The sequence below is a fragment of the Nocardia blacklockiae genome (assembly GCF_015477355.1).
GTDB lineage: Bacteria > Actinomycetota > Actinomycetes > Mycobacteriales > Mycobacteriaceae > Nocardia > Nocardia blacklockiae.
On sequence record NZ_JADLRJ010000001.1, the window covers coordinates 1,238,227 to 1,253,857 of the forward strand.

Below are 15,631 nucleotides of genomic sequence, written 5' to 3' on the forward strand. Positions count from 1 at the left end.
GCGTCGTGTCGGCCTCCGCGGCCGGTCCGACGTCACCCGGCGTGTTCCCCACCACTATTCCAGGTTCGACATCCTCCCCCAACGCAGGCAGGGGATTCCGACACGCCAATTCGCCGCGCGCCACGCGCGACATTGTGAACCCTAACGCAAATCCCGTCGTTCGCGCCTGAGAGGACACTGGGAGTCGTCAGGTGAGCAATCGCACCGCGTACGGCATGATGCCCCCCTCGCGCACCGGCGAAACCTTCACCACGTCGCCGGATTCGGGCGCCTCCACCATCTTTCCGCCGCCGAGATAGAGCGCGACGTGCTCACTGCCGCCCGCACCCCAGAACAGCATGTCGCCGCGTTCGCGCTCGGCGACCGGCACCTGGGTGCCCATCGTGTACTGGTAGCCGCTGTAGTGCGGCAGGGCGATGCCGACGCCGGCGAACGCGTAGATCATCAGCCCCGAGCAGTCGAAGCCGACCTTCTCGAAATCGCCGTAGCTGTCGGCGACGCCGCCGTCGTGGATGCCCAGCGTCGGGCCGTTCTCGTCGCCGCCGCCCCACGAGTACGTGACGCCCAGCTGCGACATCGCCCGGTCGACCACGGTTTCCACGAGTTCGGCGCGATTGCCGGCGGGCCGCGCGGGCCGATCCGGCATCGAGGCGCGCGGGGCCGGGGAGTTGTCGAGCTGGGTGTGCGGGCGCTTGCCGGTGCCGACCTGGGCGGCGCGGTCGTGCGCGGCGCGGTCGGCGGCCGCGCGCGCCGCCGACGCCGCGGCGGCCGCCTGCGCGGCGGCCTCCTCGGCCAGCCGCTGCCGGTCCCAGGACAGGAACGCCTCGCGCTGCCCCTGCAACCCGGCCACCCGCGCGCGGGCCGCGTCGAGCCGCTGCTGGGCCGAATCCCGTTGCTGGAGCAGGGTATTGCGCTGCGCCGCCTGTTGCTGCTGGGCGGTTTGCGCGGCGGCGACGGCCTGCTGCGCCTCGGTCTTCTTCTGCTCGGCGGCCGCCGCGGCGGCGTCGGCCGTCTGCTTGGCCCGCCGCGCCGCCGAATCCCGGTTGGCCTGGTCGACCTGCGCCCGGCGTAATCGCTCCAGAGCGTCCTGCTGGGTCTTGGACGCCACCCCGAGCAACTGCGCCCGCTCCAGCGCGACCGCCGGATCCTGCGCGCCCGCCAGCACATTGACCATCGAACCGGTGCCGGGCTGGGTGTAGGCCTCGATGGCGAAGCGGTCGAAGTCGCTGCGCGCCTTGCCGACTCGCCCCCCGGCGGCGGCGAGGTCGCGGCGGCCGGCCTCGGCGGCGGCGTTCGCGGCGTCGGCCGTGGCCCGCGCCGCCTGGAGATCGACGAGCGCCTTGTTGACCGCCTCGCGCCGCCGCGCCACCTCGGTATCGAGCTGCTGCAGTTGCTGTTCGGCCGCGGCGACCTCGTTGATCAGTCCGCTCACCGCGGTGACGCCGGTGTCGACCTGCCCGTTCGCGTCGGCGATGTCGCCGTCGCTCGGATTGGGCGGTGGCGCGGGGACGGCGCCGGCCACCGTGCCCGACACCGTCAGCACCGCCGCGCACGCCAGCAATCCGAGGGCGACCCGCAGCGACGTCGCGCGCCGACGAGTCCCGGCCGCACCGCCCTTCGACACCGCCACTCGCACACCTCCCTGGCTCCCGCTCGGCTCCCGGGGAACGGCGTTCGCCGGGATGGCGCTGGGCGACCGGTCACCGGCATCGCCTCGTGCACACCAGCAGCCTCAGGTATCCCGTCGGTTGCTGAGGACTCATAGGACACTGTTTCCCCATGCGTGCCATTCGAAACCGTACGACACTTCTTGCACGGAGAGAACACGCGCAACAGAATGCCAGGGGTGTAATTTGCCGCTAGCTGCTCAATAGCTGGATGCCCGTACGGATTTGGCGCACTGAAACAAACCGACTGTCCGGCAAATGCCGCGGGCACGGACGCGACCGGACATAACGAGGCCCGGTGCACGCTGTGCACCGGGCCGGGGGAAGAGAGCCGGGATATCGCCTATGCGCCGGGGGCCGCCGCCTCGGCCGGGGCGGGCGGGACCGGGGACCGCCGCGCGCGCCGCGCCTTCACCCAGTACAGGCCGGCGAGCAGGAGCACCAGCACCGCGAGTGCCGCCGAGGTCGCCGTGGTGGGCGACACCAGCTGCGGCGATTCGAGCCGGTCGACGAAGATCCGCGCGGCCGTGTCGGAGTGGCCGACGCCCTTGCCCTTGGACGGGTCCTCGGCCCACTCCAGCCGCGCCCGGGGAATGGCATCGCTGTAGGTGCCGACGAAGTCGTCGCTGAACACCGCGACCGTGCCGCGCTCGGTCTTGCCGACGGACGTGGCCAGGTCGCGCATGTCCTCCTCGCGCCCCTTGTTGCCCTGCACCACCACGATGCTCAGCGCGATGCCGTGCTCGCGCGCGTCGTCGACGATCGCCGCCAGCGCCTCCTGCTTCGACTGCTGACCCTTCGGCACGGCGACGTGGTCGTCGGCCAGATCCGCCAGGATCGCGTTCAGATCGGTATCGGGAGGTAGTGCCGCTTTGGGCGTGCGAACCGAGGTGTCAAAGACGGTCATCTTCCATCCGGTCTGTCGAGTCGCGCAGCGCGCGACGGGCATCCAACACTCTTCAGGCGATCAGCATGCTGACGGCGGCCGCCGGAACCGACAACCACCGACGGGCCCGAGAGCACAGTACGCGACAGGAGGATGATGGTTGCTGGCACGCCACGTGACGCGCCCCCCGCGCTTCACAGGACAAGCGTACTGTTAGGGTTGGACGTACGAGGCGCACAGCCCAGACTGCGCCCTCGACCGGGCCATCGGCACAGCCCCGCCGGTGGCCGCCCCCCGCCGGGGCCTGTCCGGTCAGGAATCGGCGAGGACGCTTGCGCAACCACGCAGGGCCCCCGGCGGGCCCATCAGACACGACGAGTGGAGCTGAACGTATGACGAGCATCGATACATTCGGCGCCAAGGGCACCCTCGAGGTCGGAGATCGGTCGTATGAGATCTTCCGCCTCTCGGCCGTGCCCGGCACCGAGAAGCTGCCCTACGCCCTGAAGGTGCTGGCGGAGAATTTGCTCCGCACCGAGGACGGCGCCAACATCACCGCCGACCACATCCGCGCCATCGCGCAGTGGGACCCCTCGGCCGAGCCGAACACCGAAATCCAGTTCACCCCCGCGCGTGTCATCATGCAGGACTTCACCGGCGTGCCCTGCATCGTCGACCTGGCCACCATGCGTGAGGCCGTCGCCACCCTGGGCGGCGACCCGAACAAGGTGAACCCGCTCGCGCCCGCCGAGATGGTCATCGACCACTCCGTCATCATCGACGTGTTCGGCCGCGAGGACGCCTTCGAGCGCAACGTCGACATCGAGTACCAGCGCAACGGCGAGCGCTACCAGTTCCTGCGCTGGGGCCAGACCGCCTTCGACGACTTCAAGGTCGTCCCGCCCTCGACCGGCATCGTGCACCAGGTCAACATCGAGCACCTGGCCCGCGTCGTGATGGTCCGCAACGGGCAGGCCTACCCCGACACCTGCGTCGGCACCGACTCGCACACCACCATGGTCAACGGCCTGGGCGTGCTGGGCTGGGGCGTCGGCGGCATCGAGGCCGAGGCGGCCATGCTGGGCCAGCCCGTCTCGATGCTCATCCCGCGCGTGGTCGGCTTCAAGCTGACCGGCGAGATCAACCCCGGCGTGACCGCCACCGACGTGGTGCTGACCGTCACCGACATGCTGCGCAAGCACGGCGTGGTCGGCAAGTTCGTGGAGTTCTACGGTAGGGGCGTCGCCGAGGTGCCCCTGGCCAACCGCGCCACGCTGGGCAACATGAGCCCCGAATTCGGTTCCACGGCAGCGATTTTCCCGATCGACGACGTCACCATCGACTACCTGAAGCTGACCGGCCGCACCGACGAGCAGGTCGCCCTGGTCGAGGCCTACGCCAAGGAGCAGGGCCTGTGGCACGACGCCGACAAGGAGCCGGCCTACTCCGAATACCTGGAGCTGGACCTGAGCACCGTGGTGCCGTCGATCGCCGGCCCGAAGCGCCCGCAGGACCGAATCCTGTTGTCGGAGAGCAAGACCGCGTTCCGCAAGGACATCCACAACTACACCTCCGACGCCGAGTCGGGCCCGGCCGCGCACACCCCGCACAGCAAGCTGGACGAGGCCGTCGAGGAGTCCTTCCCCGCCAGTGACCCGGCGGTGCTGTCGTTCGCCGACGACGGCTCGGTGCCGCTCAACTCGGCCGCCAACGGGGCCGAGGGCCGGCCGTCCAAGCCGGTCAAGGTCTCCACCGAGGAGTACGGCGACTTCGTGCTCGACCACGGCGCGGTGGTGGTCGCCTCGATCACCTCCTGCACCAACACCTCCAACCCGTCGGTCATGATCGGCGCGGCGCTGCTCGCCCGCAACGCCGTGGACAAGGGCCTGTCCCGCAAGCCGTGGGTCAAGACCTCGATGGCGCCCGGCTCGCAGGTCGTCAACGGGTACTACGAGAAGTCGGGCCTGTGGCCGTACCTGGAGAAGCTGGGCTTCAACCTGGTCGCGTTCGGCTGCGCCACCTGCATCGGCAACACCGGCCCGCTGCCGGAGGAGATCTCCAAGGCCGTCAACGACAACGACCTGACCGTCACCGCGGTGCTCTCGGGCAACCGCAACTTCGAGGGCCGCATCTCCCCCGACGTGAAGATGAACTACCTGGCCTCGCCGCCGCTGGTCATCGCCTACGCGCTCGCGGGCACGATGGACTTCGACTTCGAGCACGACGCGCTGGGCCAGGACTCCGACGGCAACGACGTCTTCCTGAAGGACATCTGGCCCTCGCCCAAGGAAATCCAGGACACCATCGACGCGGTCATCTCCCGCGACATGTTCCTCGAGGACTACAAGGACGTCTTCAAGGGCGACGAGCGGTGGCGTTCGCTGCCCACCCCGGAGGGCAAGACCTTCGAGTGGGCCGAGGAGTCGACCTACGTGCGCAAGCCCCCGTACTTCGAGGGCATGCCGCAGACCCCGGAACCGGTGCAGGACATCAAGGGCGCGCGGGTGCTGGCGCTGCTGGGTGATTCGGTCACCACCGACCACATCTCCCCCGCGGGCAACATCAAGCCGGGCACCCCGGCCGCGCAGTACCTCGAGGCGCACGGCGTCGAGCGCAAGGACTACAACTCCTACGGCTCGCGGCGCGGCAACCACGAGGTCATGATCCGCGGCACCTTCGCCAACATCCGGCTGCGCAACCAGCTGCTCGACGACGTCTCGGGCGGCTACACCCGCGACTTCACCCAGGAGGGCGGCCCGCAGGCCTTCATCTACGACGCCGCGCAGAACTACCAGGCCGCGGGCATCCCGCTGGTCGTGCTGGGCGGCAAGGAGTACGGCTCGGGTTCCTCGCGCGACTGGGCGGCCAAGGGCACCAGCCTGCTGGGCGTCAAGGCGGTCATCACCGAGTCGTTCGAGCGCATCCACCGCTCCAACCTGATCGGCATGGGCGTCATCCCGCTGCAGTTCCCCGAGGGCGAGTCGGCGGCGTCGCTGAAGCTGGACGGCACCGAGACCTTCGACATCGAGGGCATCACCCAGCTGAACGAGGGGGTGACTCCGAAGACCTTGAAGGTGACCGCCACCAAGGAGAACGGAGACAAGATCACCTTCGACGCCAAGGTCCGCATCGACACCCCCGGTGAGGCCGACTACTACCGCAACGGCGGCATCCTGCAGTTCGTGCTGCGCAACATGATCGGCAGCTGAACCGCGGTTCGGTCGCCGAGCGGATTCGCTCGTACTGTGAGTACCCCCGCGTCGACGCGTTCGGCGCGGGGGTCCGTGCATCCCGATGGAGGAGTCCATGCCCAAGGTCAGTGACGACCATCTCGCCGCGCGGCGCAGTCAGATCCTGGACGGGGCGCGGAGCTGTTTCGCCGAATTCGGCTACGAGGGCGCGACGGTGCGCCGGCTGGAGGACGCCATCGGACTGTCCCGGGGGGCGATCTTCCACCACTTCCGCGACAAGGACGCGCTGTTCCTGGCGCTCGCGCACGAGGACGCCGCGCGGATGGCCGAGGTCGCGGCCACCCAGGGCCTGGTGCAGGTCATGCGCGACATGCTCGCGCGCCCCGAGGATTTCGACTGGCTCGGCACCCGGCTCGAGATCGCGCGGCGGCTGCGCACCGACCCGGAGTTCCGCGCGAACTGGGAACAGCGCTCGGAGGAGCTGACCGCCGCGACCATCGCCCGCCTGGAACGCCGCAAGGCGGCCGGCGCGCTGCGCGACGACGTGCCGACCGACGTCCTGCTCGGCTACCTCGACCTGGTCCTGGACGGGCTCATCGCCCGCATCGCCTCGGGCCACGCCAACGACAATCTCTCGGCGGTGCTGGATCTCGTCGAGGCGTCGGTGCGGCGCAAGCAGTAGGCATCGGAACGGGCACGGCCCCGCGGCGCTGGGAAGCGCCCGCAGGGCCGTGCCGGTGTCGGTCAGTACACGCTGCGAGACTGTGGGCGATTCACCTGCGGGACCGAGTTGTTCTGCTGCTGGGACACATCCGGCACGGACTGCGACCGATCCTGCTGGGAGCTGTCCGGCGCGGGATGCGGCTGCCCGTTCTGCGAGATGTCCGGGACGGACCGCGACCGATCGTCGCGAGAAATGTCCGGGGCGGACGGCGACCGGTCGTCGCGGGAAACGCCCGGGGCGGACGGCGAATACCCGCTCTGCCCGGGCTGCGGCGCCGGCTGCTGTTGCCCACGCCCGACGAAGTTCTCTTCCGGTCCTTCCCCGTCCTCGCCGTCGTCCTGCGCCTGCACCACGACATTGTCCGCCGGGGCGGCCGGCGCGGGCGTGGCGGCGGCCGCCCCGGCGGGAACAGCGAGAGCGGCCAGTGACGCGACCGCGGCAACCCGGATCTTCATGTGTAGCCCTTCTGTCGATGGAAGTGATACGCGTTCGGATCGAGCACTGCGGACACTAAAAGCCCCTCCCTCCCAGCCGTGGGACCCCCGGTCCACTCGGCGATTGCCCGTTATGTCCGGGTGCGCGAGCGGAGAATCCGGCCGGCCGCGAAAGAGCCCGATTATGGCAGTTGATGCAGTAATGCATTCCGTGCCGGATCGCATCGCGTGCTTCTTCGCGTCCGCTGCGAGTTCGTCTACGGTGCAGCGCTTTTCAACCGCCGTGACACATGCCACGCTCGAATCGGAAATATCGGGGCATGTGCTCGGGGTTCGCCGGGGTATGACCTTTTCCGTGCCCGTTACCGTCCGGGGTTATGAGCTCGATGTGAACGGCCATCTGAATCAGGCCGTGTATCACCAGTACGCCGAGCACGCGCGGTGGGAGGTGATGCGGGCGGCGGGGCTGGGGCCCGACAAGATCCAGGCGACGGGGCTCGGGCCTGTGGTGTTGCAGTCGACGGTCAAGCACCTGCGGGAGCTGCACCTCGGCGACGAGGTCACCGTGACGTGCGAGACCGAGTGGGGCGAGGGCAAGACGTTCCGGATGCGCCAGCGGATCGTCAAGCTGGACGGCACGGTGTCCGCCGAATTCGATGTCGTCCTCGGGCTGATGGACCTCACCCTGCGCAAACTCGTTGCCGATCCCGGCGAACGATTCCGGGAACTCGTCGACTCGGGCGAACTGCTCGGTCTGTGACTCCGCGGGCGACCGCGCGGTCGTTGAGCGATCAACTGAAAATCTTTCGGCGATAGGGTTTTCCGTTACGCCGGGCCGGTCCGCGGGCACGGTCGAATTCCTCCGTTGTCGACCGCGCCGCGCGACCACGGAGCTATGATCCAGATCACGCTCGGCTTCCGTGGCAAACCGCGAGCAGATCGGAGACCAGCCCGATGCCCGAAACCATTCGCCCGTTCGTTCCGGCCGCCGGCCCGTCGCCGGACCAGCGCGAGGCCGCGCCTCCGCTGTCCGGTTACCTGGTAGCAGAGTCGGAGCACACTCTCGGCATCCGCGTCGGCGAGGGCACGTGGACTTTCGATCGGGCGGATGTGCTGAGTATCGAGGACACCGGCGGCGACGGGAGCCTTTCCGAAGTGCCGGGCCGTCCGGTCCGGGTGTGGATCCGGTCCGGCGCCACAGCGGATTTCACGCAGCGGCGGCGCATCGAACTCACCGACCGACCGATGACGCTGGCCCGTCGGCACTCCCCCGCGCTGGGCGACGACCTGCTCCGGCGCCTCACCGAGGACTGGGCCCGCGCGCTGCGGCTGCCCACCACACCGGGCGTCGGCGGCGCCACCTTCACCTTCTGCCAGACCCGCACCTCCGCGCGCAGCGACGACGGCACCGCCTGCGACAGTCTCGACTGAGGCTCCCCGATGGCCGCCCGCCCGGCAGGTTCGGTACTCATCGTCACCGAAACCGACGATCTGCACGCCGACGCCATGACGGCCACGCTGCGAAAACATCACGGCCTCAGCCCGATTCGCCTCGACATGCGCGAATTCCCGCGCGTCAGCGGCAGTTTCCGCCTGGACCGGGCCGGCACCGCCCGCTCGCTGTCGCACGTGGTCGGACTCGACGACGTCACCGCGGTGTGGTGGCGTCGCCCGCACCGGTGCGTGGTGCCGGGCGGGGTCCGCAGCGCCGACGACGACTACCGCCAGGCCGAATGCGACGGATTCCTGCAGGGCCTGCTCTGGTCGATCCCCGCGGTGTGGGTGAACGACCCGAGCGCCGACCGGACCGCCACCCGCAAGATCGTGCAGCTCGAGACCGCGCGCCGCAGCGGCTTCGCCATCCCCGAGACCCTGATCACCAACGACCCGGACGAGGCCCGCAGTTTCGTCGACTCGCGGCCGGGCCCGGTCGTGTTCAAGCGCACCGGCACCGGCCGGGCCGAATTCGCCGAGACCCGCCTGGTGGCGCCGGAGGATCTGGACCTGCTCGGCGGCATCCGCTCGGCGCCGACCACCTTCCAGGACTACATCGACGCCGACTGCGATCTGCGCGTGGTGTGGATCGACGGCACCGAGTGGGCGGTGCGCATCGACTCGCAAGCAGGTGTGGGACGGGTGGATTCGCGCCTGGACACCTCGGTCGACTTCACTCCGGCCCGGCTGCCGGCGGCGGTGAGCAAGTCGCTGGCGACGCTGATGGGCGCGCTCGGGCTGGCGTTCGGCGTGCTCGACATCCGGCTCGGCACGGACGGCGAGTACTACTTCCTCGAGGTGAACCCGCAGGGGCAGTTCGCCTATCTGGAGATCAAGACCGGGCTGCCGATCTTCGAGAGCCTGGCGAACTACCTCGTACACGGCGACGCCACCGTGGCGCTCGCCTGAGCGGACGCTAGCGCGGTTCCTCGAAGCCGCTCAGCAGCGTGCGCAGGATCCGGTCGAGGTCGCGGCGGTCCTTCGCCGACAGCACCGACAGCAGCCGGGTCTCGTTCTCGGTATGCGCGGTGACCACCTCGTCGACCAGCGCGCGGCCGGCCTCCGTGAGCGCGACCCGCACCGCGCGCCGGTCCGCGGCATCGGCGACGCGGCGCACCAGCCCGGCCGACTCCAGCCGGTCCAGGCGGCCGGTCATGCCCGCGCGCGAGAGCATCATGGTGTCGGCCAGCACCGAGGGGTTCAATTCGCACGGTTCGCCCGAACGGCGCAGCGCCGCAAGCACATCGAACTCGCCGCGGTGCAGGCCGTGCGCCAGGAACACCGCCTCGACGGCCCGCTGCGCGACCAGTTGCAGCCGGCCCAGCCGGCCCACGATCGCCATCGCCTCCAGCTCCAGATCCGGTCGTTCGCGCCGCCACTGCTCGACGATCTCGTCGACCGCGTCCCGTTTCGCCATGGACAGCATTCTATTCGCTGAGATATAGTTCGTCACCGAACTATCAATCACCGAACAATCTGGAGCGGTCATGAACGTCACTCCCGCGATCCCCGCCGCGATCCGTCATCCCGAGCAGGCGGAAGTACGCCGCACCGAGCACGCCACCATGCGGCTGCTCATCGATGCCGACGAGACGGGCGGCAGCGTGAGCAGCCTCGAGGTGAGCTTGGCGCCGGGCGCCGACGGCGCGGGGCCGCACTACCACACCCGGTCCGAGGAGCTGTTCTACGTCGCCGACGGCGAACTGCAGGTGCTCGCGGGCGAGCGGATCGTCACGGTCAAGGCGGGCGGGTCGCTCGTGGTGCCCCGGCACATGCCGCACGCGTTCGGCGCGGCGCCCGGCAGCGCGGCGCGCGTGCTCATCGCGCTCACGCCGGGCGTGCAGCGCTTCGAGTACTTCCGGGTGCTCGAGCGAGTTGCCAACGGCGAGGCCGAACTCGGCGACCTCGCGGCGGTCCAGGACGAGTTCGACAACCACTTCGTCGACGCGCCGCGGTGGTGGGCCGAGCGCACGGCGCATCGGCGGTGAGTGCCGGGCGCTAGTCCGCGCAGACCGTCTCGTGGATCGCGCGCCAGCGCAAACCGTTGCGGGCGTGCGGGTCTCGGTGCAGCATGGCGGTGGTGATCCGGTCGTCGGCACGCTCGTCGCGGCGGTGGCGCTCACGGAACCTGGTCAGCACGTAATCGCTTGTGACAACGAGCGGTTCGACGTCGGCGACCTCGATCACCAAGCCGGGCGCGGTATTTCGCGCCTGCGCCAAGCCCTCGAGCAGCACGGCGCGGGTGAGCACCGTGCCGGACACGGTGACCACCGACAGGTCGGGATGCTGCTGGGCGGCGAAGCGGTCGAAGACGCGAGTCTCCGCCGCGCTACCCAGCCAGCAGCCCAGATCCTGATGTAACGCCTCGACCTCGCGCGCTACCGCCTCGTACACGGGATTCACGAGACAACAAGCTACCCAACGAGTTCGGGGCGCCTACTTGCCGGCGGTCTTGCGCCGATTCGCCCCACCCCGGCTGCGGAGTTGCACATGCGACTCCACCAGCACGTTGTGGATGAACCCGTACGATCGCCCGGTCTCCCGGGCCAGCGAGCGGATGCTCGCCCCGGCCTCGTACTGCTTCTTGAGCTGGGTTTGCAGGCGGTCTCGCGACTTTCCGGTGACGCGCGTGCCCTTACCCAACGTGGACTTCCCTTGTGCGGGCCTGTCACTCATGGCTTCCTCCGGTCGCCCTGCAGCCTCATTCCAGGCTAGACATTCGACAGTCGGTGATCAACGCCTCTGTGTGATTTAGCTCACCGATTTCGGTTATCGTCCGGTCCGGGCGACGATTTTTCGCCGCACACGCCGTCCCATTGTTCGACATCTCGACCAGAACGAAGACCGGGAGTAACCCCCATGCGCAAGATCACCGCAGGCCTGTTCATCGCCCTCGACGGCGTCGTCGAGGACCCGCAGGACTGGCATTTCCCCTACTACAACGACGAGATGGGCGCCGCCGTGGACGGCCAGCTCGGCAACGCCGACACGCTGCTGCTGGGCCGCAAGACCTACGACAGCTTCGCGGGCGCCTGGCCCGACCGCGAGGCCGCCGGCGCCGAGGACGCCGATTTCGCCCGCAAGCTCGGCGACGCGCGCAAGATCGTGGTGACCCGCCAGGACCTCACCTTCACCTGGCGCAACTCCGAGGTGCTGCGCGGGGATCTGGTGGAGGCGGTCACGGCCCTCAAGCAGGAGCCGGGCGGCGACATCGGCATCAGCGGTTCGGTCTCGGTGGTCCGTCAACTGCTCGCCGCCGGATTGATCGACGAACTGCATCTGCTGGTGCACCCCATCGCGGTTCGCAAGGGACTGCGGCTGTTCGACGAGGGCGACGCCGCGCTCCCGCTGACGCTGCTGAGCTCCACGGCGTTCAAGACCGGTGTGGTGCACCAGGTTTACGGCCCGGGCGAGCAGTTGGAGGGCGGGTACGACGAGGCCAAACAGCATTTGGCGCAGGAGGATTGAGGGCGAGGCCTGAACCGCCCGCTGCGCGGACGGTTCAGGCAATGAAAGAGGGCGCCGCTCAGGCGATGAAAAAGGCTGCGGTTCAGGCTAGTTGGATCAACTCGAGGTACTCCTGGGACCAATGGTCTTCGGTGCCGTCGGGGAGCATGATGACGCGCTCGGGGTTGAGGGCCTCGGCGGCGCCGGGGTCGTGGGTGACCAGGACTACCGCGCCGGCGTAGCTGCGGAGGGCGTCGAGGACCTGTTCGCGGGAGATGGGGTCGAGGTTGTTGGTGGGCTCGTCGAGGAGCAGGACGTTGGCCGCGGAGGAGACCAGGCCGGCCAGGGCCAGGCGGGTCTTCTCGCCGCCGGAGAGGGTGCCGGCGGGCTGTTCGAGCTGCGGGCCGGAGAACATGAAGGCGCCCAGCAGGCCGCGCAGGTCCTGCTCGCCCGCGTCGGGGGCGGCGTGGCGGATGTTCTCCCAGACCGTGGCCCGGTCGTCGAGGGTGTCGTGCTCCTGCGCGAAGTAGCCGATCTTGAGGCCGTGCCCGGGGACCAGGCCGCCCGCGCTGGGCTGCTCGACACCGGCGAGCAGGCGCAGCAGCGTGGTCTTGCCCGCGCCGTTGAGGCCGAGCACCACGACCCGGCTGCCGCGGTCGATGGCCAGGTCGACGCCGGTGAAGATCTCCAGCGAGCCGTACATCTTGGTGAGGTTCTCCGCCATCAGCGGCGTCTTGCCGCAGGCGGCCGGCTCCGGGAACTTGATGCGGGCCACCTTGTCGGCCACGCGGATCTCGTCGGCCTCGGCGAGCATCCGCTCGGCGCGCTTGACCATGTTCTGCGCCGCAACGGCTTTGGTGGCCTTGGCGCCCAGCTTGGCGGCCTGCGCCTTGAGCGCCGACGCCTTCTTCTCCGCGTTGGCGCGCTCGCGGCGGCGGCGCTGCTCGTCGGTGGCGCGGGCGTCGAGGTACTTCTTCCAGCCCATGTTGTAGATGTCGGCCTCGCCGCGCACCGCGTCGAGGAACCACACCCGGTTCACCACGGCCTCCAGCAGCTCCACGTCGTGGCTGATCACGATGAGGCCGCCGTCGTGGCTCTGCAGGAATCCGCGCAGCCAGGTGATGGAGTCGGCGTCGAGGTGGTTGGTGGGCTCGTCGAGCAGCAGGGTGGTGTCGGACTTGCCGCCGCTGCCGTCGGAGGCGGAGAACAGGATGCGCGCCAGCTCGATGCGGCGGCGCTGGCCGCCGGACAGGGTGCGCAGCGACTGGCCCAGCACGCGTTCGGGCAAGCCCAGGCTGTTGCAGATGCGGGCCGCCTCGCTCTCGGCGACGTAGCCGCCCAGCGCGGAGAACCGCTCCTCGAGGCGGCCGTACTTGCGGACCGCCTGCTCCCGCTCGGCGTCGTCGGCGACCTCGGCCATCAGCGCCTGCTGCTTCTCCATCTGGCGGATCAGCGCGTCCAGCCCGCGCGCGGACAGCACCCGGTCGCGCGCCAGCACGTCCAGGTCGCCCTCGCGCGGGTCCTGCGGCAGGTAGCCGATCTCGCCGGAGCGAATCACCTTGCCCGCGTAGGGCTCTCCCTCCCCGGCGAGGATGCGCAGGGTGGTGGTCTTGCCGGCGCCGTTGCGCCCGACCAGCCCGATCCGGTCGCCGGACTGCACCCGCAGCGCCGAGCCGGGCGCGGTCAGCAGGGTGCGGATTCCGGCCCGGACCTCCAGGTCGGTCGCGGTGATCACAGATTTCTCCTCGGCAGGATCGGGATTCGGGGGGCCACAACTCGAGTGTGCGGTGCGACGGCACACAAGAACCACCGATTTTACCCATGTGAACGATCGGCTGCCGTAACCTGGACCACCCTGTCCGGGTAACGTGCGCTGCATGAGCGATCTGAAGGGCAAAGGGGCGCTGGTCACGGGCGCGAGCCGGGGTATCGGCAAGGCGGTCGCCGCCGAACTGCTGGCCCGCGGCGCCAACGTGCTGATCACCGCGCGCAAGGCCGAGCCGCTGGCCGAGACGGCCGCCGATCTGCGGGCACTCGGGCATCCGGGAACCGTCGTCGCGCTCGCCGGCAATTCCGGCGACGCCGAGGCGCGGGCCCAGGCCGTGGCGGGCGCGGTCGCCGAGTTCGGGTCGCTGGACATCCTGGTCAACAACACCGGGATCAACCCCGTCTACGGGTCGCTGATGGACGCCGACCTCGACGCCGTGCGCAAGATCTTCGACGTCAATGTCGTTGCGGCGCTGGGCTATGTGCAGGAGGCCTACCGGGCGTGGATGCGCGACAACGGCGGCGCGGTGATCAATGTCGCCAGCGTCGCCGGACTGCGCTCGACCGGTGTCATCGCCGCCTACGGCGCGTCCAAGGCCGCGCTGATCCGGCTCACCGAGGAACTGGCCTGGCAGCTCGGTCCCCGCATCCGGGTGAACGCGGTCGCGCCGGGCGTGGTGAAGACGAAGTTCGCCGACGCGCTGTACTCGGCCGACGAGGAGGCCGCCGCCCGGCCCTACCCGCTCAAGCGGCTCGGCACTCCGGAGGACGTCGCGGCGCTGATCGCCTTCCTCGCCTCCGACCAGGCGGGCTGGATCACCGGCGAGGTGGTGCGGGTGGACGGCGGCCTGCTGGCCACCGGCGGGCTGTAGTCCGCGGGGCCGGGGTGACCTCGGACCTCGTGGTCTGCGGGCTGGGTCCCGCCGGGCGGGCCCTGGCGCATCGCGCGGCGGCCCGCGGGCTCGCGGTCACCGTGGTCGATCCCAAGCCGGAGCGGCGCTGGACGGCCACCTACGGCGTGTGGGCCGACGAGCTGCCCGCATGGGTCGCCCCCGAGACCGTCGCGGCGAGCGTGCCGCGTCCGGTCGCCTGGGGCACCCGGCGCGCCGAGATCGAACGCCGGTACGTGGTGTTCGATGTTGCGGCGCTGCAGGATTCGCTGTCGCTGACCGGGTGCCGGGTGATCGCCGAGCCCGCCACCGACATCCTCCGGCCGCGCCACGGGCGTGAGCACGAGGCGGTGCGATTGGCGTCCGGGCAGGTGCTGACCGCGCGCCGGGTGATCGACGCGCGCGGCGTCGGCCGCTCCCCCGCCCGCGCCGAGCAGACCGCCTACGGCGTCGTCGTGCCGCGGGAACGGTGGCAGGAGCCGCTGTTCATGGACTGGCGGCCCGACACCGGGACGGACCCCGGCGCACCGCCCTCGTTCCTGTACGCGATCCCGCTCGGGCCGGAGTCGTTCCTGCTCGAGGAGACGTGTCTGGCGGGACGCCCGGCGCTGAGCGGGGCAGTGCTGCGCGCGCGGCTGCGGGCCCGATTGCGTTGCCGCGGCCTCGAACTCGACGGCGACGAGACGGTCGAGCATGTGCGGTTCCCGGTGCAGGGCGGGCGGCCGGGCGCCCGGCGCTTCGGCGCGGCGGGGGCGCTGCTGCATCCCGCGACCGGGTACAGCGTGGCCGCGTCGCTCGCCACCGCCGAGGCCGTGGCCGCCGGCGGGTCGATCTGGCCGGCGTCGGCGCGGGCGGTGCACCGGCTGCGCCGGGCGGGCCTGCGCGCGCTGCTCGGCCTGCCTCCGGCCGACATCCCGCGTTTCTTCGACGCCTTCTTCGACCTGCCGACGGAGTTGCAGCGCGCCTATCTCTCCGGCCGCGACGATCTGACGGGCACCGCCCTCGCGATGACGACCTTGTTCCGCACGCTCCCCTGGCGGCTGCGCCGCCACCTCACCGCGGCCACACTCAAGGCATCCGGCTAGACCACGCCGACCGCGCGAGAGCGGGCCGTCGCCGATGCGGCAGCGT

General features: G+C 70.2%; 16 protein-coding genes. 9 read left to right on the forward strand and 7 right to left on the reverse strand.

Annotated features, from left to right (window positions below; translation table 11 throughout):
• Positions 1-187 precede the first annotated feature (187 nt).
• Both IU476_RS05460 and IU476_RS05465 read right to left on the reverse strand, forming a co-directional pair.
• Positions 188-1,636 carry an NlpC/P60 family protein gene (locus IU476_RS05460; RefSeq protein ID WP_438943969.1) on the reverse strand — a complete coding sequence of 483 codons (1,449 nt, stop codon included), beginning with the start codon at positions 1,634-1,636 and terminating at the stop codon, positions 188-190.
• A gap of 374 nt (positions 1,637-2,010) precedes the next feature.
• Positions 2,011-2,574 (reverse strand): Rv1476 family membrane protein, encoded by a 564-nt coding sequence (locus IU476_RS05465; RefSeq protein WP_195097100.1) that lies wholly within the window; start codon positions 2,572-2,574, stop codon positions 2,011-2,013.
• A 371-nt stretch (positions 2,575-2,945) separates the two neighbouring features.
• Between IU476_RS05465 and IU476_RS05470 the strand changes: the two genes are divergently transcribed.
• Both IU476_RS05470 and IU476_RS05475 read left to right on the forward strand, forming a co-directional pair.
• Positions 2,946-5,762, forward strand: a complete 2,817-nt coding sequence (locus IU476_RS05470; RefSeq protein ID WP_195097102.1) for an aconitate hydratase — start codon at positions 2,946-2,948, stop codon at positions 5,760-5,762.
• Positions 5,763-5,859: 97 nt separating this feature from the next.
• Positions 5,860-6,426, forward strand: a complete 567-nt coding sequence (locus tag IU476_RS05475; RefSeq protein ID WP_187682994.1) for a TetR/AcrR family transcriptional regulator — start codon at positions 5,860-5,862, stop codon at positions 6,424-6,426.
• Positions 6,427-6,488: 62 nt separating this feature from the next.
• On the opposite strand, the gene IU476_RS05480 is transcribed toward IU476_RS05475, so the two are convergent.
• Positions 6,489-6,923 (reverse strand): hypothetical protein, encoded by a 435-nt coding sequence (locus IU476_RS05480; protein WP_195097104.1) that lies wholly within the window; start codon positions 6,921-6,923, stop codon positions 6,489-6,491.
• Positions 6,924-7,245: 322 nt separating this feature from the next.
• Here IU476_RS05480 and IU476_RS05485 point away from each other — a divergent pair, with 322 nt between their 5' ends.
• From IU476_RS05485 to IU476_RS05495, 3 genes are all read left to right on the forward strand, one after another.
• The gene (locus IU476_RS05485) at positions 7,246-7,662 is read left to right on the forward strand and encodes an acyl-CoA thioesterase (RefSeq protein ID WP_195097106.1); all 417 of its coding nucleotides are present in this window, start codon (positions 7,246-7,248) and stop codon (positions 7,660-7,662) included.
• A gap of 194 nt (positions 7,663-7,856) precedes the next feature.
• Positions 7,857-8,333 carry a hypothetical protein gene (locus tag IU476_RS05490; RefSeq protein ID WP_228823009.1) on the forward strand — a complete coding sequence of 159 codons (477 nt, stop codon included), beginning with the start codon at positions 7,857-7,859 and terminating at the stop codon, positions 8,331-8,333.
• A 9-nt stretch (positions 8,334-8,342) separates the two neighbouring features.
• Complete coding sequence (locus IU476_RS05495; protein ID WP_195097108.1) at positions 8,343-9,305, forward strand: MvdC/MvdD family ATP grasp protein; 963 nt, start codon at positions 8,343-8,345, stop codon at positions 9,303-9,305.
• A gap of 7 nt (positions 9,306-9,312) precedes the next feature.
• On the opposite strand, the gene IU476_RS05500 is transcribed toward IU476_RS05495, so the two are convergent.
• A complete protein-coding gene (locus IU476_RS05500; protein ID WP_195097110.1) occupies positions 9,313-9,813 on the reverse strand; it encodes a MarR family winged helix-turn-helix transcriptional regulator in 501 nt (166 codons plus the stop codon).
• A 148-nt stretch (positions 9,814-9,961) separates the two neighbouring features.
• Between IU476_RS05500 and IU476_RS05505 the strand changes: the two genes are divergently transcribed.
• On the forward strand, positions 9,962-10,384 hold the full coding sequence (locus IU476_RS05505) for a cupin domain-containing protein (RefSeq protein WP_438943978.1): 423 nt from the start codon (positions 9,962-9,964) through the stop codon (positions 10,382-10,384).
• 10 nt (positions 10,385-10,394) lie between these two features.
• On the opposite strand, the gene IU476_RS05510 is transcribed toward IU476_RS05505, so the two are convergent.
• Both IU476_RS05510 and IU476_RS05515 read right to left on the reverse strand, forming a co-directional pair.
• Positions 10,395-10,799 (reverse strand): DUF4440 domain-containing protein, encoded by a 405-nt coding sequence (locus tag IU476_RS05510; RefSeq protein ID WP_195097114.1) that lies wholly within the window; start codon positions 10,797-10,799, stop codon positions 10,395-10,397.
• Positions 10,800-10,832: 33 nt separating this feature from the next.
• Positions 10,833-11,072: a helix-turn-helix domain-containing protein gene (locus tag IU476_RS05515; RefSeq protein WP_195097116.1), complete on the reverse strand. Its 240-nt coding sequence runs from the start codon at positions 11,070-11,072 to the stop codon at positions 10,833-10,835.
• A gap of 183 nt (positions 11,073-11,255) precedes the next feature.
• On the opposite strand from IU476_RS05515, the gene IU476_RS05520 reads away from it, so the two are divergent.
• Positions 11,256-11,864, forward strand: a complete 609-nt coding sequence (locus tag IU476_RS05520; protein WP_195097119.1) for a dihydrofolate reductase family protein — start codon at positions 11,256-11,258, stop codon at positions 11,862-11,864.
• A gap of 82 nt (positions 11,865-11,946) precedes the next feature.
• Here IU476_RS05520 and IU476_RS05525 read toward each other — a convergent pair whose 3' ends face one another.
• Positions 11,947-13,578 carry an ABC-F family ATP-binding cassette domain-containing protein gene (locus tag IU476_RS05525; RefSeq protein WP_195097121.1) on the reverse strand — a complete coding sequence of 544 codons (1,632 nt, stop codon included), beginning with the start codon at positions 13,576-13,578 and terminating at the stop codon, positions 11,947-11,949.
• A gap of 142 nt (positions 13,579-13,720) precedes the next feature.
• Here IU476_RS05525 and IU476_RS05530 point away from each other — a divergent pair, with 142 nt between their 5' ends.
• Both IU476_RS05530 and IU476_RS05535 read left to right on the forward strand, forming a co-directional pair.
• Positions 13,721-14,482, forward strand: a complete 762-nt coding sequence (locus IU476_RS05530; RefSeq protein ID WP_195097123.1) for an SDR family oxidoreductase — start codon at positions 13,721-13,723, stop codon at positions 14,480-14,482.
• A 14-nt stretch (positions 14,483-14,496) separates the two neighbouring features.
• Positions 14,497-15,585 carry a lycopene cyclase family protein gene (locus IU476_RS05535; protein WP_195097125.1) on the forward strand — a complete coding sequence of 363 codons (1,089 nt, stop codon included), beginning with the start codon at positions 14,497-14,499 and terminating at the stop codon, positions 15,583-15,585.
• Positions 15,586-15,631 lie beyond the last annotated feature (46 nt).

Bases quoted from the DNA above. Each gene is read 5' to 3' on its own strand.
- IU476_RS05465 (WP_195097100.1), bottom strand. From the start codon at position 2,574: ATGACCGTCTTTGACACCTCGGTTCGCACGCCCAAAGCGGCACTACCT.
- IU476_RS05470 (WP_195097102.1), top strand. From the start codon at position 2,946: ATGACGAGCATCGATACATTCGGCGCCAAGGGCACCCTCGAGGTCGGA.
- IU476_RS05475 (WP_187682994.1), top strand. From the start codon at position 5,860: ATGCCCAAGGTCAGTGACGACCATCTCGCCGCGCGGCGCAGTCAGATC.
- IU476_RS05480 (WP_195097104.1), bottom strand. From the start codon at position 6,923: ATGAAGATCCGGGTTGCCGCGGTCGCGTCACTGGCCGCTCTCGCTGTT.
- IU476_RS05485 (WP_195097106.1), top strand. From the start codon at position 7,246: ATGACCTTTTCCGTGCCCGTTACCGTCCGGGGTTATGAGCTCGATGTG.
- IU476_RS05490 (WP_228823009.1), top strand. From the start codon at position 7,857: ATGCCCGAAACCATTCGCCCGTTCGTTCCGGCCGCCGGCCCGTCGCCG.
- IU476_RS05495 (WP_195097108.1), top strand. From the start codon at position 8,343: ATGGCCGCCCGCCCGGCAGGTTCGGTACTCATCGTCACCGAAACCGAC.
- IU476_RS05500 (WP_195097110.1), bottom strand. From the start codon at position 9,813: ATGGCGAAACGGGACGCGGTCGACGAGATCGTCGAGCAGTGGCGGCGC.
- IU476_RS05505 (WP_438943978.1), top strand. From the start codon at position 9,962: ATGCGGCTGCTCATCGATGCCGACGAGACGGGCGGCAGCGTGAGCAGC.
- IU476_RS05515 (WP_195097116.1), bottom strand. From the start codon at position 11,072: ATGAGTGACAGGCCCGCACAAGGGAAGTCCACGTTGGGTAAGGGCACG.
- IU476_RS05520 (WP_195097119.1), top strand. From the start codon at position 11,256: ATGCGCAAGATCACCGCAGGCCTGTTCATCGCCCTCGACGGCGTCGTC.
- IU476_RS05530 (WP_195097123.1), top strand. From the start codon at position 13,721: ATGAGCGATCTGAAGGGCAAAGGGGCGCTGGTCACGGGCGCGAGCCGG.